Below are 16,011 nucleotides of genomic sequence, written 5' to 3' on the forward strand. Positions count from 1 at the left end.
TAGTAATAATAATCATACATGCTCAATTCGAATCGAACTTGTTATACGATATCATATAGGCCGTGGTCGGGCCGACTTGGGGCATGAACGCCACACTCCTCGATAACTACCTGAGTATCAATGTCCTTGAACACTGTGGAACAAAGTCCACAGTTGCCGATAACCATTTACCATTGTATCTCAGCGAGCGGAGACTTATCTTACACGGCAAATTGGAGCAGCCAAATGTTCATCCGGCCCGGACTCACACGATTCTTCACACTCAATTTCGTGCTGCTTGACATCCTGATCGTGGGAACGGGGGGTGTCATCGCCTACCGGCTCGGTCGCGCCAATCTCATTGCGGTGGCCGAACACTACGCCGTCGCCGCGGTCAATCATTTGGCCTGGGCGATCGACAAATTCTATTTGACACCGTGGGAGCTAAGCTTCGACTCATTCCCGTACGATAATCCGATGGCTCACAAAGAGTTGACGGGCATCGTAGCTACCTTTGTGAGCGGCTTCAGCGTGGAACGGGTGACCTATTACGATCAGCAAGCGCGCGTGCTTTTCTCGACCGACTCGAGCGTGGAGCACCGCGCTCAAACCAGCAACCCGCTGCTTAGGTCAGCGCTGGCAGGAGACAACGCCTCAGAGCTGATTCTCGAGCCGACACCGGCCCACATGGATTCGGCGAGCGGGTCAACGGATCACCTGCTGGCCTACGTGCCGGTCACGATCCGGGCCCATGACGGGACCTCCGCTCGCATCGTGTTCGAGGTCGTGATGAACGTTGCCGGAACCTACCGCAAAGTGGAACAACTTCGCTTTGTGATCGTGCTCAGTACGCTCGCCACAGGCATTGCTTTGTTCCTGGTGGTCTGGTTGATCGCCACCCGGGCGGACCGCATGATCATCGCCGAAAATCGTGAGCGTGTGCTGCTGGCGGATCAGATTCGCGAGCAAAACGAGCAACTCGAGAGCATCGTCAAGCAGCGCACTCAACAGTTGCTTGATGCTCAGGCGGGTCTCGTTCAGATGGAGAAGATGGTAGCGACCGGTCAACTCGCGGCCGGAGTCGCGCACGAGATCAACAACCCCGTCGGGATCATCCAGAACCGGCTTGAGATTCTGCTGGATGACTTGCGACGAGGACGACCGATCGCCGATCTGGAAACCCATTTGTCGATGATGCACCGGCAGTCCGAGCGCGTGTCGAAGATTGTCAGCCGGTTGCTTTCATTCGCCAGAAAATCAACGACTGGAAAGTCGCCGATTCAGCTCAGCTCCGTGTTTAGCGGTGTGCTGATGCTGGTACAGAAGGAAATTGAAAAACGCGGGATCCAGTTCAACCAGCGGATTACCGCCGACCTGCCCGCCTTGCGCGGAAACAGTGTTGAGCTGGAGCAGGTCTTCATCAACTTGCTGGTGAACGCGATGGACGCGACGCCGCGCGGCGGGACGATTGACCTCATCGCGCAACGGATGAATGACCGCCTGCAGATTCAGGTCATCGACTCGGGCGCCGGCATTGCCCCCGAACATCAGTCACGGATCTTCGACCCCTTCTTCACAACCAAGGATGTCGGCGTCGGGACCGGCTTGGGATTGGCCATTACTTATCGAATTGTCGAAGATCACGACGGGACGATCATGGTGGCCAGCATGCCCGGCCATGGGACCACTTTCACGCTCCATTTCCCGATTCTCCAACCGGAAAGCACCCAGTCATGAGTCCACAGCCGAAGATTCTGGTGATCGACGACGAGCCCGATATGCTGGACAACTGCAACTTGATGCTCGGTCGGGAGGGTTATGACGTCCGCACGCTGCTCGACGGACGGGAATTGGGCGCATGTTTAAGCGCCTATGACCCGGATCTGGTGCTCACCGACCTGATGATTCCGCACAAGGATGGGATGGCCATTCTGGAGGAATTGCGGTATTCCCATCCCGACGTTCCCGTGCTGATGATGACGGCCTATGCCACGATCGAGACCGCCGTCGATGCGATGAAGCTTGGCGCGGCCGACTACATTGTCAAGCCGTTTTCTCAAGATCAACTAATTTTGCTGGTGCGGCGCGTGTTGAAGGAGCGCAATCTTGTGCTGGAAAACCGGCGCTTGCGACTCGAGCTTGAGCGGCAGTCGTTAACTGGGCGCCTGGTGGCGGCTGATCCGGCGATGCAGAATGTGCTGGGGATTGTCGCGCGCGTGGCGGATACGGATGTCAGCGTAATGATCCAAGGGGAATCCGGCACGGGGAAGGAGGTAATTGCCCGTGCGATACACGAATCCTCGCGGCGCGGCGGACATCCGTTTGTTGCCGTGAACTGCAGTGCATTGCCGTCGCAGCTCATGGAGAGTGAGTTGTTCGGACATGAGAAGGGTGCGTTCACCGGTGCGGTGGCGGCGCGGAAGGGGCTGCTTGATGAGGCGCACGGCGGGACGTTCTTCTTCGATGAAGTAACGGAGATGGACTCGGGCATGCAAGCGAAGCTCCTGCGCGTCGTCCAGGAGCGGACCGTGAGGCGAGTGGGCGGCAATCGTGAGAGCCCATTCGATGTGCGCATCCTCTCGGCAACCAATCGCCCGATTCAAGAGGCGATCAAGACTCAGCGGTTTCGCGAGGACCTGTTTTTCCGCCTGGCCGTGGTCAATCTCGTGATTCCACCGTTGCGGAGTCGCCGCGCGGACATTCCGGTTCTGGCTGTGCGCTTTCTCGCCGAGGTCTGCAAGGCGTTCGGACGCAAAGTGGACGAGTTCTCGCCGCAAGTTATGGATCGGCTGATGGACTATCCGTGGCCGGGAAACGTACGCGAGCTTCGCAATGTAGTCGAGCATGCGGTTTCCATGGCCATGACCGCGATCATCCGCGAATCGGATCTGCCCGAGACTCTGCAGAAGGCGCACATCCGCAAGCTGGTAGTCAGTTCGACGGAGTCCTATGAGACCGCAAAGAACAAGGTTGTTGACGATTTTCAGCGTGCGTACTTTGATCAGATCTATGGCGAAGAGCGTGGCAACATCAGTCGTGTCGCGGCGCGGGCAGGTGTGGATCGCAAGACGGTCTATAGGATCATGCGGAGCTACGGAATGCTGAGAAAAGACCAGGATGAGGAGTAGAGAATCCTCCATGATTTGAAGCAACGTGGCACGATGAACACATTTGCCCGGACAAGTCGTCCGGGCTTTCTCTGCGGTGATTCCGCGAGACTCGATGATTCGTGGCTGCGAAGCCTTCGCTCACAACTGCCCCATCAAGGCCTCAGTCAGTGCTCAATCAAAATCAATGAGTTGTAAAGGAGTGTGGAACGTGCGCCCCGCTTCAGCGGTGGATCCACTGGCGAACTACCCCATTGTCACCGACGGGGAGTAAGTCCTAACCTCTTTAATGGAATGAGTTAATGAGCGCGGATGCAACGAGCAACAAGTATGGCATGTCGATTGCAAAACTACATGACACATTCAAACGAGTCCGCGCTTCACCGGCGCTGCTCGAAGTCATCCTCAACCGGTATCCATCAGGATCGACATGAAACCAAGAATTAACGCTTTGGCATTGTTGCTTATCATAGTGGCGCAGGTCCCCGGCCATGCTGGCTCCAGTCGCCCGGTACCCAATCGGACAACTCCGCCGTCGAGCCCAGTTCGCTCTCCGCTCGCCACAATTGTCACGCTGCCGTGGGCGGAAGATTTCGAGTCGGGTGGGGCGGATTGGACCACTTCGGGTTTCTTCCACGTGATCGCGGATCCGCAGACTCACGAAGTGCGGAACCCACTGATAAATCCCGGCATGGTGTCCCTCCCCGACGAGGGCTTTCTTCCGGCTGCACATAGCGGCAATCATTCGCTGTGGTACGGTGAAGACGTGACCGGCTCATTTATCGGCGCGGATTTTGACACGATACAGGCAAGTCACTCTGGCGGAACGTCGCAGCTGGCGAATACTGGCTGGGCGATTTCCCCGGAGCTTGATCTTACGACCGCGACTGAGCCGGTTCTCACATTCTGGACATGGTGGGAAATCGAAGGCGTGGACGTGCCCTGGTTTGACATGATGTTCGTGGAAGCCTCAACGGACGGCGGGCTGAACTGGCTGCCGGTCGGCAGTGGCTCATTGAATCCGCTGGATGATGTAAATGCGAACGCGCATGTCGGCTATAGCTCGGGCGGCGTCGGTGAGACCGGGGCGTGGGTGCACCATGCCTTCCTGCTGACCGGACTCGCGGGCGGTCACGGCTGGATTCGCTTTCGCTTTGACACGGTGGACCCCCTCTACAACGGATTCCGCGGGTGGATCATCGACGACATAGCGGTGACCGATGGCACGATACCGGGTCCGGTGATCACGGAACTGGTCCCGCACTTGGGGCAGCAGGATGATCTGGTGCACGCGCATGGCCAGAATTTTCACAGTGGCGCACAGATTACAATCGGGGGCGAGGCCTGCACGGAAGTGATTCTTGCCGAGGACCTTGCACAGCTCATCATTCCCAATCTGCGTCGCGATATCTATGATGTGATGATCACGAATCCGGACGGACAAGTTGGAATCTGTCATTCGTGCTTTCAGGTTGATAACATCCGGCCGCCCGAGATTCAGATTGTCTCACAGACGTGGGCCTATGTCGGACTCCCGCGGACCATCACGATCGCCGGCGAGCGATTCGATCCCGCCGCAGTCGTGACCATGGGTGGTATTCCGGTGACGAATCTGAGCATCGTCAATGATCAAACCCTGACCTGCACGACACCGCTTGGCCTCGGCTTGGGGGCGCGGCCGATCCGCATCGAGAATCCCAATGGGCTGTTTGATGTTTGTTCCGGTTGCATGGAGATTCGACCGTGGGTGACCCTGACTCCTCCGGGTGACCTTGTGATCGCGGTGTCGTCACCGCACGTCAAGTTAAACTGGAGTCCGATCACGGGGATTGGCAATGAGTATGTCATCTTCCATGGCGATCCGGCGGGCGGCGACTTCATGGACTTCGTCGGGGCGACCACGGACACGACCTTTGTGGACAGCTTCGCGGTAAACGCCGCGCCGAGTCCGCAGTACTATGCAGTGCGCACGCTGGCGCCATGAGCGCAATCTCGCACCGTACAGCGCAAGCAATTCGCCCCGAGACGTCATCGTCCGGGGCGTGCTCATCGGGCCGGATCTTCGCCATCAGAGCGAACGATGTCTGATGCACGAATCTCGCGCACTTTTCAACGGAAAAAGATCAGGCTCCCCATCGCTGAGGAGCCTGCCTTTTGCATACGGATTCAGGAGCACGTATCAGCGGGTCTGCCGACCCGTCACGGCTTTTACGGCAGCCCGGTGCGGCCGAACCTCTGGAACGTGGCCCGGCGCCCTCGTTGACTCGCTTGGTGGTTGTCCAGCTCCTGCTGCTGCCGTCATGTCCCTGATCGGTGTCACGACCAACCCCGCGGCGTTCGCCGCTGTCACGGCGTAGTAGTAGCGCCACGCGGGCAAGCCGAGCGCCCCGACGTCCGTGAACGAAGTATCTACAACAACCCCGATTTGCGAGCTTGGACCGGGAACAAACAGCGGGTCCGTCGAGCGATAGATCTTGTACTGCGCGGCATGAGCAATCCGTCCCCAATGCAAGAGTACGTTTGCGGTCGGGCCGGCTTGCCGACGAATAACCAGGTCATCAATCGGATTCAATTCACCCGCGGCGAACACCGGCGACAGAAAGCCCGCGTAGAGATGGAAACTTTCCGATGACTGGGCACCGATCGGCGAAGGCTGGCCGAACGCGGAAACCAATCGAAAATCCGTCGAAGCACTTGCGCCGCCGCCGGCATCGATCACAGATTTCGCGATCCGAAAGTTCTCGCTCTGTTGCGGTTGGGCAAGTACACATGAGGCTGCGAATAGCAGCACGATGATCTGTTTCATGTTAGTGGTCCTGATTGAGGGCCTTCTGCTCCGCGGCCTCCAGCGTTTGCACGCGGGCACGCAGTTCGAGCACTTCCTTGTAGAGTTGCTGAATGGCGGCCAGCGCAATTCCATCGGGGTCGATAGTCGAAATGCTCAGGCTGTCATCGCCGATGCAGAACAGGTTCCAGAAGTCCTGTGCCATCGGGCCGATATGTTCGACGGTGGGATCCTGCGATTTGTAGCTCCACTGCTTGATCGGCAGTCGCGCCACGCGCTCGAGAAGGTTCCGGGTATCGACGTCGCGAATATTCCGTTTTCTGGTGGAGTCGGAGACGATCACCCAGCCGGACGATCCCGCGAACACCTGCACACCCGCGGTGCCAGCCGTATTGGTGAACATCTGAATGCCGCCGGACGCGCGGACGGTGAAGCTGTTCGTCGAATCGGATGCGACGTCACCGTCATAGGAATCGCCCCAGACAAAGCTGCCGTCATGATTCGCTTTGGCCCGCCGGCCGGCCGCGAACGAGTATTGCCCGGCGGCTTTATTGTAGTATCCGCCGGGAACCATGCCGAAGGATGCCGTGACCGAATCGCCTTGACCGCCGCCGATCACACCGGCAGTGCCGCTGATAAGGTTGTCATATCCACCGCCGATGAAAGCGGAGGTGCCGGAGATGTAGTGACTGCGGCCGCCAACGATAGCGGAGTGCTGAGCGACAATTGAATTGGAGTCGACGCCACTCCCGCCTCCGCCACCGATGAACGAGTACGACGCTCTGGCGAAGTTCTGGTCGCCGCAGACGATGCCGGAGCGTGAGCCATACGCGCCGTTCGCCGTCCCGGCGCCGACAAATCCATAGCTGCTGGTGGCTTGATTCCATCGGCCACCGACGATGGCGGATTCCGTGCCCGACGCGTTGTTGTCCCAACCGCCGCCTACGAATGCCCGATCCACCGTTGCATCGTTGTAAGAGCCGCCGCAAACAACGGTGCCATCGTCCGTGGAGTTGTTGTGGCTTCCGCCTCCGATCATGGCGGAGGCGCCCGAGCAGCTATTGGCGGAACCACCAAGGATCACCGCGCGAGTTCCTGTTGCGCTATTGGAATCCGTCGCGGAGGTGCCACCGCCACCGGCGACCACGGCAAACCGTCCGCGCGCATGGTTGTACTTGCCGCCTCCGACAAATGCGGCGGAGTCTGCGGCCAAGTTCAGAAAGCCTCCAGCCACTGTCGAATAGGGCCCGGTGATCCCGTTTTGGAAGCCGCCCCCCACGGTACCGTACTCCCATCCAACCGAGTTCGCGCCGCCGCCGGCGATCGTTCCGCCGTACCCCCCGATGCTGTTAGAAACTCCTCCGCCGATCGTTGCCTTGTTGGCATCGATATCATTCGCGTTGCCTCCGGCGATCGTAGCGTGGTCGCCGCCGGCGCTGTTTCCCAATCCTCCTCCGACAAAGGACCCGAGATTTCTGGTGCTATTACTTCTCCCTCCGGCAATTGCATCGTAGTCGCCGAGGGCGCTATTGCTGTCGCCCGCCAGCGTGCCACCTCCCCCGACCACGACCGAGAACTCGCCGCGGGCCGAATTGTACCCTCCGGCACCGACGAATCCGCATTGGCCTCCGACCGTGTTGTAGAATCCTGCGCCGATGGCACCGTTTTGATTGGTAAGTCGATTCCAGCTTCCACCGCCGATCATGCCACGATAGCCGACACCAGAGACACTGTTGTCCCATCCGCCGCCAACGAAGCTCTCGCGTGGGCTCGCAATGTTAAATGCTCCTCCGGCAACAGCCGCGTAGTCGCCGGTCGCGGAGTTGCTCCGCCCGCCGCCGACGAACCCGCCGTAGTCCGCGGCGTTGCTCTGCCCTCCGACGACCACGGCCATGGAGTCGGTGGTGCTGTTGCGACGCCCGCCGCCGATGAAGGAGCTGTTACCGCGCGCGGAGTTTGAGTCGATTGCGGTGCTCCCGCCGCCGCCCCCGACAACGGAATATTCCCCGCGAGCGGCGTTGTTTCCACCGGCACCGATGAAGCTGCCTTGACCGGCCGTCACATTCGACACACCGCCACCAATTGCAGCAAGCTGGTTCGTTACACGGTTCCACCTGCCGCCCGCAATTGCGCCGCGCAACGCTCCCGATGAGATGTCGTTGTCCCAGCCCCCGCCCACGAAGCTCTGATCGGCCGCCGCCGAATTGCTATTCCCGCCGGTCACACTTGACTGTGACCCGCCTGCGGAGTTCCCGAATCCCGCCGCAAATGACTCTGCACCGGGATTAGTGGTTCCCGTTCCCGTACAGATCTTGGTGGTGACGATCAAGTCGCCCTTGATCGTTCCGCCGCGCGCGCTGTCCACGGTACCAACGGCGTACGAGTAGCCCGTGGAGACCAGCCGCGCCCGTGGTGTCATTTCGCTATTGTTCCCCACTGTAGCCCCAAGCCATCGACTCGTGTCAGCGAATACGCTCGGTGGCAATGAAACCAGGCAACTGAAGAGTCCGGTCTGCACCGTGCAGGCTTGCGAGTACGTCCAGATTGCCGCGCCACCGGTCGGTACAATGTAGATCCGAAATGAGACGATTACAATCGTGTCCAGCGGAGCGCCAACGGTGTCGGTCAAGTAGCCCTGGTAGTTGATGCTCTGAGGTACTTCGGCCAACAGCTGTGCCGACAGCGCAATGAAGCAGGCCATGAAAACCAGAATAGTTCTGCGCATAATCGCCTCCCTATGCAATTGATTTTTCGCCCTTGAGCGGGGTTGAAGCCACCCCGTATTTCAATACGATTGATGTTGCGGAAATTGAAACAAAAATGACCTCACCGGCAGGTAAAGGTCATAAGTTGAGCACGATCGAGGTCTTTATCGCCGGGCGATTACGTCGCCGACAATCAGACGACTTGTCGGACGCACTGTGATGCAATATATAAGTTCATGGTGGCATTGTCAAGGCCGTTGTTAGACGTCGCCAATTGTGCAATGCGTTTCAGGCATGGACGATAAGCGTATATTATGGAGAATGGCTAACTCCTGCTCGGACAGCGACCCGCGTAAATGAGGCGAACGAAGAAGAACCACCGGAATTGAGACGTTGGCAAACGAGCGTCAGCGGCAGGCGCGGGCGGCAACTGCCGTCTAAAGTGCGCATGAGTCCGGCGGCGCCCAATAGAGATCAGGCTCCCCATCGCTGAGGAGCCTGCTCGGGGCTGAAGAGTCATGCTGGCACTTCACGCCGTCGGCCAAAATTCGATGCTTTCACAACTCGGCATCACGGTACGTAGGCCTTGACGATGTAGAACAGTCGAACGTCCGGATCGACGAGCACATTGTTGTCAACGAAGAATGTGTCCCGCACGTCGCCAACCATCAGGCTGAAAGTACCGTTCAGTTCCGTGTCGCGAAAGATTCGATACTCCGCTCCAACCCACGGCGCCGGACGCCAGTTCAACTGGATGTCGTTGAGCACATGATTGATGACGACTTCCGTCGGAGGTTCCGGGATGCGCACTTCAAAGCAACCGGTGCACTGGTCGAATTGACCGTCGGGATTCGTCACCCGCACAGCATGAAAACCTAATCCCAATGTGGCCGGAGTTGTGCAGGTAATGCGTTCCTGAGTCACCACGACTATGTCCGTGGGCAACTGCCCGCCGATCGTTACGGTGGCTGCCGGATCGAAGTTTTGTCCCTCGATGATAATCGGCGTCGGAATGCCCGGATAGGCCCAGTTTGGAACCACAAATGAGATCTGCGGACCTTGCACTGGTGTGATTTCAAAGCATGCGGTGCAAACATCGAACTGGCCGTCCGGATTTGTAAGCGTCACATCATAGTTTCCGTCCGGCAGCACAGGCACGATGAATTGCGCAAGTACATTCGACAGGACCGCAGACGTTGTATTCAGGCCGCCGAGGGTAATCGTGGCGCCGCTCTGGAAATTCTGCCCGTGCACATAGATGATGTCATCAGGCTGCCCTGCCCCGGGAATCACATCGGTGATGATCGGGCCCAGTGATTGTCCGGTTCCTTCGACCGAGATGTCGTCGATAAACCAACCGCGGAATCCGTTATAAAGTTGATCCACGGTATCAAAGCGGAATCGCAGCCAGCACGCGTTGCCGCAAAAGTCCGCCAGCGAGAAGCTGTGCTGTACCCAGGCCGGCGGTAAGCCGATTCCTCCCGAACTGTAGCCAACATTGGCGTTCGTGTTCACGTCGTTCAGCGGATTCAACGCCCCACTGCCGACCGCGGACCACGTTGCTCCGGCGTCGATGGATGCTTCCACATACATGACGTCATACCACGGGATGTCCACGCCTTCCACTTCCCATAGTGTCCAGAAACTAAGTGTGGCATCGGTAACCGAGGTCAGATCCAAATCCGGCGTAATGGCCCAGCCGGTGTTCGGAAGCTGCGAAGTCCCACCCGAAAGCGGCGGCTGGTTATGGTAGAAATCCGCTCCGATAAACGTCCCGGTTGACGCCTCGCCATACCAGAGCGCATGATTCCCGCCGTGGGCGCTTGGCAATGTACCAGCATCCGGCAGGGTAACGAGCGCGGGATTGATGGTCGGATTCATGACCTGCTGCAACTGCGGATCGGCGATCACGTTGAAGAAACCGCTGGTCACCCAACCGGGCGCACCGGTCTCAAAGTTTTCGGACCACGGCAGCGTCGCCAGTGCAGGACCGCCGCGCGTGAGAGTCACCGCAGGAGGGGGTGTCCGGATGGGAACGGGACGGCTGGGCTTCGCGTGCGCCACCATAAGCGCACAGATCACAGACATGAGGAACACAGAAATGAGTGTCTTTTGCATTTGGGTGAGCTTTCGACCGAGTTGGCGTGAGGTGAACATATCGAATCCAATGACCGGCAAACTTCCAAGTGCCACAAGTCGGACTTGTGCATCACACTTGGCAGCAATGTTGAGTGAATTGCCAGAGGGGCAGGTTTGCGAAGATGTGAGCGAACGAGGGATAGGGAAAATGGCCGTGCGTCAACCCGTGTTCAAGGTAGTTGGTCCGTCGCATGGACGGCATAGAAGCGCCTGGCGTGAGCAGCAGAATCAAGCGGTAGTGTGATGAACGTGTCCTGGGTCGCCGCAACAACGTTGGCAAAGGCACCGTCCGCTGCCATATCGTCACGAACCACGAACGCCGGATTGCCCCGTCCGGTCCAGCGCAATGTGATGCTGTCTCCCACAGACTGGATCGCGAGGTCCAGGACGGGCAGGAGGTCAGGTGCAGTGGCGGGCATCCAGATCGCCGTGTTCTGTGCGCTGGTCGCTCCTGCGGAGCGGAAGATCCCGCCGGCCGCGCAGCCGGTTCCATACGGGTGTAGGGCAAACACCCAGATCGCCGAACCGTTATTGAACATGCCGCCGTTCATTGATGACCAAGTCGCACCATTCCAACTGGCAATAGAACTCACGGGTACTCCACCCGCCGTCGTAAAGTTACCTCCGGCGATCAACTCATTTCCCATCACGGCAAGCGCCATGACGCTGCCGGCGGGCCCATCGGCAGCAGTCAATGGTGTCCAGGCCGTGCCGTCCCAACTGGCATTCCCCCCCGCGATGAGGTGGCCGTTGAAGACGGTCAGCGCGTAAACGAGCGGGTTGACTCCGGCGCCCAGCGGCGACCACGAAGTGCCGTTCCAGGCGGCTACGTGCATCGCACTCACCCCGCCCGCTGTCGAGAAGAACCCCGCCGCAATCAGACCAGTACCGTAGGTCGTGAGCGCCATCACCTGACTATTCACCCCGACTCCCAGGGGCGACCAAGCGTGCCCATCCCATTGCGCGACATAGTTAGCGGGACCGTTTGCATCCGTGAAGTAGCCACCGGCGATCAGATTGCCATTGTAAACAGTCAGCGCGGTCACGATGCTGTTTGTCCCTCCCTCCAAGTCAATCCACGAACTGCCGTCCCAGCTTGCAATGAAGCCGACTTCGAGCGTATCGGCCATGAAGAAATGTCCCCCGGCGATCAGGTTGCTGTTGTAAATTGTGAGCGCGTCCACCTGTCCCGAAAGCCCGCTTCCCAGCGGAACCCACGCCGAACCGTCCCAGCGGCGAATGTATCCCGGGGCTTCGCCCCCTGCGATAAGGTCGCCGTTATAGACAGTCAGCGCATGCACCCAGTAGGGTACTCCGCCATTGAGAGTTGACCAATCCTGAGCAAACGCCGCGAACGGCTGCACGCTGAGAACCAGCAGCAGGATTGACAACCTGCCGATTCCCGACGCGGAGCGGGTCCCCGAACTTGTGCTTGGCCTCACTGGCTTAGTTCCTTTCGTTCTGACGGTGCCGATTCGTTGGCCGTGTCATTGGATAAAGTTCTGCGCACTCATCGTCGGCGCCGCTCTCGGACTGAATGTACTACGTCAACTACCGAGGCGTCAGAGTGTAACGATGATCGGTTACCGTGGTCCGCTTCGGTTCGCCAGGCTTGGCATCCGGATTGCGCGTCGGCGGACTACTCTCAATCGGAATCGGAATGAGACGATTCCGCACACCCCAAGTTCACGGTAGTCGCGGCTGCCCTCTGCTCTGCCGTGGTCATCATGGCTTTCACCCCAAGTTCGTGTACGAGTCGGCCTCCCTGATGGGCGGTATTGGCGAGGAGCAGCACGCCCCCGGAGTAAAACACCAGGAACGCCAGCATGACAATCGTTTGCGACACGGCGGCCAGCCTCTTTCTGAGTAGCGCGGGTCCGAACACAATAGCGGCAAACATGACAGTCAAGACCGTGAACAGACTGCGCGTGAGCTCCGCCAGCTCTTCGTGCTGCTCGATCGCGGCACTCACCGTCGCATTTCGTTCGGCGAGTTCTCCCGCGGCCTCGCCGGTCGAAACGGCGATGAACGCGGCGGCGGATCCCAATGCCATCAGCAGAAACGCGGCGATCATCAGTCCGTGTCGTTGCCGCAGCAGAACCAGGGCAGCGATGATGAGCAGGGGAGCGGTGATGAGCAGCGCAATCGGGAAGTGGATGATCAAGGGATGGAGTCCATCCCAGCTCGGCGGAGGTGGTAGCATCGGGAGCCTCGACTTGGTGTGGTTTGGCTGAAGAGTCACCGAGCCGCCCGCCCGCAACACGTGCGAACGAGCGGCTCGCATCACATCGTCTGTCAATTTACGTTCTCATACTTGTCCGCGCTCGTGAAGCAAGATATTGGTCGCCATGGAAGCGCGCCCGCGGAATGCCGCCTGAAGTCGCCGGGCTTGTGATCGAGCGGCATAGCATGGCAAGTGCTAAAACAATATGTATGCCAATCGACCCAATCACCTGAAAAGACAACGACATAGAATGTGCGTCGCCGATAGAAGAAGCCCGACCGTTGTCAAAATTTTTGAACGGTCGGGCTGACGTTTGTAAAGAAACTGGAACGTGCACCGGGGCACAAACCGCGTGCGATCTTAGAGCATTAGGTCATACTTCTTCATCTTGTAGCGCATGTCGCTCCTCGAAATGCCAAGCCTGCGCGCCGCTACCGCTTGCACTCCACCCGCCGCGCTGAGCGCCCGCACCAGCAGTGCCTTTTCGATTTCCGCCAGCATCGACCCCAACGCGATCTCGGCCGGAAGCGAATTCACCCACCTGCCGATGCCGGACGGCTGTGCCGCTGAGTTCGGCCCTGTACTCGGGTAGCCCGCGGACGGCGAGACCGGAAAATGCTCGGGTCCGATCACGTCAGACGAAGCAAGGATGTTTGCGCGCTCGACCAAGTTGCGCAGTTCACGGACGTTTCCGGGGAATGCGTAGTCCATGAGCGATTCGCTCGCGGCTGACGACAACCGCCGTTGCGGGAGATTCTCGTCGGTCTCGATTGATCTTAGAAAGTGCTCAGCGAGTAGCGGAATATCGTCACGGCGCTCGCGCAGCGCAGGCATCTGAATCGGCACCACGGCGAGTCGGTAGTACAAGTCCTCCCGGAACAGGCCGTCCCGGGTTCGCTGCCAGAGATCGCGATGCGTAGCCACGACGATTCGGACGTCCACCGTCCGCGAGACGGTCGAACCCACCCGGGTAAACTCGCCATCGACGACCACCCGCAGCAATTTCGCTTGCAGTGGCAACGACATCTCGCCGGCCTCGTCGAGGAACAGTGTTCCCAGGTGTGCGGCTTCAAACAGTCCATGGCGCGTTTTGTCCGCGCCGGTAAATGCTCCCTTTTCATGGCCGAACAACTGGCTCTCTAACAAGGGTTCGGGAAAGGCGCTGCAGTTTACGGCCACGAACGGCTTCTCCGCGCGCGCGCTGCCTTTGTGAATTGCGCGCGCGGCGAGTTCTTTCCCCGATCCCGTTTCACCGGTAATCAACACCGTAGCATTGGTCCGGGCCACCTTCTGAATGAGCGCCTTCACCTGCTGAATGGCCGCGCTCGTACCGAGAATCCCGGCGAAGATGTCCTGCCGCTCGACCTCTCGTTTCAAGAGCTGATTCTCGCGAAGCAGCTCGGTTCGTTCCACGGCCCGCCGCACGACTCCCCGTACGACATCCGGAGTGTAGGGCTTGGTCAGAAAATCAAACGCCCCTTCCCGCATCGCTTGCACGGCAAGCTCCACCGAGGCGAACGCCGTCAGCATGACGATCGGAATCGTCGGGTCTTCTTCGCGACAGCTCGCCAACAAGGCCATTCCGCTTCCGTCCGGCATCTTCTGATCCGAAATGACGAGATCGAGCGGAACGGAGCGGAACAGCTCGAAAGCCCGCTCCACACCCTCGGCTTCAATGACGGTATGCCCCTCTTCTTTGAGGATGACACCCAGGACGCGCCGCGCGCTGGACTCATCGTCTGCGACCAATATACGGGCCATCAGGATTGCTCGCCGATCATGCCAACTCCATGTTGGGAATCGTTAGTTCAAACCGAATCTGTCCGGGAAGATTGCTCACCAGTTCCAAGCTGCCGCCGTGCCCCTCCGCGATCTTGCGGGCGATCGCCAATCCTAAACCGGTTCCGCTCGACTTCGTCGTAAAGAACGGCTCGAAGATTCTGTGCAGCACGTCGTCCGGGACGGGTTCGCCGGCATTCTCAATTCCAAACACGAAGGCCTGCCCCTTGCGCTCTGCTCGCAGCACAATGGCGCTGTCGGGGGAACTTGCATCAATGGCATTCCGCGTGAGATTAATCAACGCCTGATAGATCTGGAACGGATCACAAGTAAAGGCATCATCCTGTGCACAAATCGTCTCGATCCTGACCCGGGCCGCCAGCGCGTACCCTTGCACGACATCTCGCACGTAGTCCAGCGTCAAAGCGAGTTGGGTCCGCCGCAACTCCGGCGGCCGCTGCCGGGCATACGAAAGAAAATCGGTTGTCAGTACCTCCATCCGATGCGCCTCATTCCTGGCGATGCCCAGCAGTTCATCGCGTAACCCGGGGGCGCACGATTCGGACGAGGCGGACTCCAACGAACTGGAGATGGTCGATACGGGGTTGCGAATCTCGTGTGCAATTGCGCTTGCCAGCCGGCCCACGGCGGCGAGTTTTTCTTCAACCACCAGTCGGTCCTGCGTCTGTGCCAATTCCGCTACACTCTGCTCAAGCACCTGTTCACGATGTCGCAGCATGGTCACAAGTAGGTGGACGACGAGGGCCACAACGACATAGATCAGCACCACCGTTGCCGCCTCGTAGTATTCCGTGAGATGGGGTTCGCGCCAATAGAAGTACCACACTTGAAAGATGGTCAGGCATCCGCTGACGCCCACCGTCAGCAGCGTGATCCACAGCGGCGCATGGCTTGCGGCGGCGACGATGATCGGCAACACCATCAGCGCGGCATAGTGTGATTCCTGCACGTTGCTGAGCATCGAAGCGGCGAAGGCGAAGCCGACTCCCAGAATGACGGTCGCCAGCAGATAGCGCCCCATGGCCGATTCACTGAGCGGGGATTTGAGATTTTGCAGCCAAACCAATTCCCCCAGTTGTTCGATGAATCGTGCCGCGAATAGAATGACCAAGCCCTGGCTGGGATAACCCATCACTCGGGTAAACCCGACGTGAACGGCCATCAGAGCGGCCATGACCAGCAGGCTGAGCTGGATCCAGATCGCCGCCTGCCGCCGAAACGACTCAAAGTTGCTGGGGACCGCCGAACCACGGTTCATGGAGGATTTTTGTG

At 59.0% G+C, this 16,011-nt stretch carries 11 protein-coding genes; 4 read left to right on the top strand and 7 right to left on the bottom strand.

Features of this window, described 5'->3' with window-relative positions; all coding sequences use genetic code 11:
- Positions 1 to 225: 225 nt before the first annotated feature.
- From HZB60_03650 to HZB60_03660, 3 genes are all read left to right on the top strand, one after another.
- Complete coding sequence (locus HZB60_03650) at positions 226 to 1,716, top strand: hypothetical protein (protein ID MBI5058864.1); 1,491 nt, start codon at positions 226 to 228, stop codon at positions 1,714 to 1,716.
- Positions 1,713 to 3,107 carry a sigma-54-dependent Fis family transcriptional regulator gene (locus tag HZB60_03655; GenBank protein ID MBI5058865.1) on the top strand — a complete coding sequence of 465 codons (1,395 nt, stop codon included), beginning with the start codon at positions 1,713 to 1,715 and terminating at the stop codon, positions 3,105 to 3,107. The genes HZB60_03650 and HZB60_03655 overlap by 4 nt, the downstream gene beginning before the upstream one ends.
- Before the next feature lie 409 nt (positions 3,108 to 3,516).
- Positions 3,517 to 5,070: an IPT/TIG domain-containing protein gene (locus HZB60_03660; protein MBI5058866.1), complete on the top strand. Its 1,554-nt coding sequence runs from the start codon at positions 3,517 to 3,519 to the stop codon at positions 5,068 to 5,070.
- Positions 5,071 to 5,265: 195 nt separating this feature from the next.
- Here the strand turns inward: HZB60_03660 and HZB60_03665 are convergent, their stop codons facing one another.
- Both HZB60_03665 and HZB60_03670 read right to left on the bottom strand, forming a co-directional pair.
- Positions 5,266 to 5,892: a hypothetical protein gene (locus HZB60_03665; GenBank protein MBI5058867.1), complete on the bottom strand. Its 627-nt coding sequence runs from the start codon at positions 5,890 to 5,892 to the stop codon at positions 5,266 to 5,268.
- Position 5,893: 1 nt separating this feature from the next.
- Complete coding sequence (locus tag HZB60_03670) at positions 5,894 to 8,596, bottom strand: tail fiber domain-containing protein (protein ID MBI5058868.1); 2,703 nt, start codon at positions 8,594 to 8,596, stop codon at positions 5,894 to 5,896.
- A gap of 32 nt (positions 8,597 to 8,628) precedes the next feature.
- Here HZB60_03670 and HZB60_03675 point away from each other — a divergent pair, with 32 nt between their 5' ends.
- Complete coding sequence (locus HZB60_03675; GenBank protein MBI5058869.1) at positions 8,629 to 8,796, top strand: hypothetical protein; 168 nt, start codon at positions 8,629 to 8,631, stop codon at positions 8,794 to 8,796.
- Positions 8,797 to 9,146: 350 nt separating this feature from the next.
- On the opposite strand, the gene HZB60_03680 is transcribed toward HZB60_03675, so the two are convergent.
- The 5 genes from HZB60_03680 to HZB60_03700 all read right to left on the bottom strand — a co-directional run bounded on the left by HZB60_03680 (position 9,147) and on the right by HZB60_03700 (position 15,997).
- Complete coding sequence (locus HZB60_03680; GenBank protein MBI5058870.1) at positions 9,147 to 10,586, bottom strand: IPT/TIG domain-containing protein; 1,440 nt, start codon at positions 10,584 to 10,586, stop codon at positions 9,147 to 9,149.
- A gap of 299 nt (positions 10,587 to 10,885) precedes the next feature.
- A complete protein-coding gene (locus HZB60_03685; protein MBI5058871.1) occupies positions 10,886 to 12,106 on the bottom strand; it encodes a hypothetical protein in 1,221 nt (406 codons plus the stop codon).
- 254 nt (positions 12,107 to 12,360) lie between these two features.
- Positions 12,361 to 12,918 carry a hypothetical protein gene (locus HZB60_03690; protein MBI5058872.1) on the bottom strand — a complete coding sequence of 186 codons (558 nt, stop codon included), beginning with the start codon at positions 12,916 to 12,918 and terminating at the stop codon, positions 12,361 to 12,363.
- 381 nt (positions 12,919 to 13,299) lie between these two features.
- Positions 13,300 to 14,700: a sigma-54-dependent Fis family transcriptional regulator gene (locus HZB60_03695; protein MBI5058873.1), complete on the bottom strand. Its 1,401-nt coding sequence runs from the start codon at positions 14,698 to 14,700 to the stop codon at positions 13,300 to 13,302.
- Positions 14,701 to 14,716: 16 nt separating this feature from the next.
- Positions 14,717 to 15,997, bottom strand: a complete 1,281-nt coding sequence (locus tag HZB60_03700) for a hypothetical protein (protein MBI5058874.1) — start codon at positions 15,995 to 15,997, stop codon at positions 14,717 to 14,719.
- Positions 15,998 to 16,011: the final 14 nt, after the last annotated feature.

It is taken from the genome of candidate division KSB1 bacterium, from assembly GCA_016214895.1.
In the GTDB taxonomy this organism is placed as follows: domain Bacteria; phylum Electryoneota; class RPQS01; order RPQS01; family RPQS01; genus JACRMR01.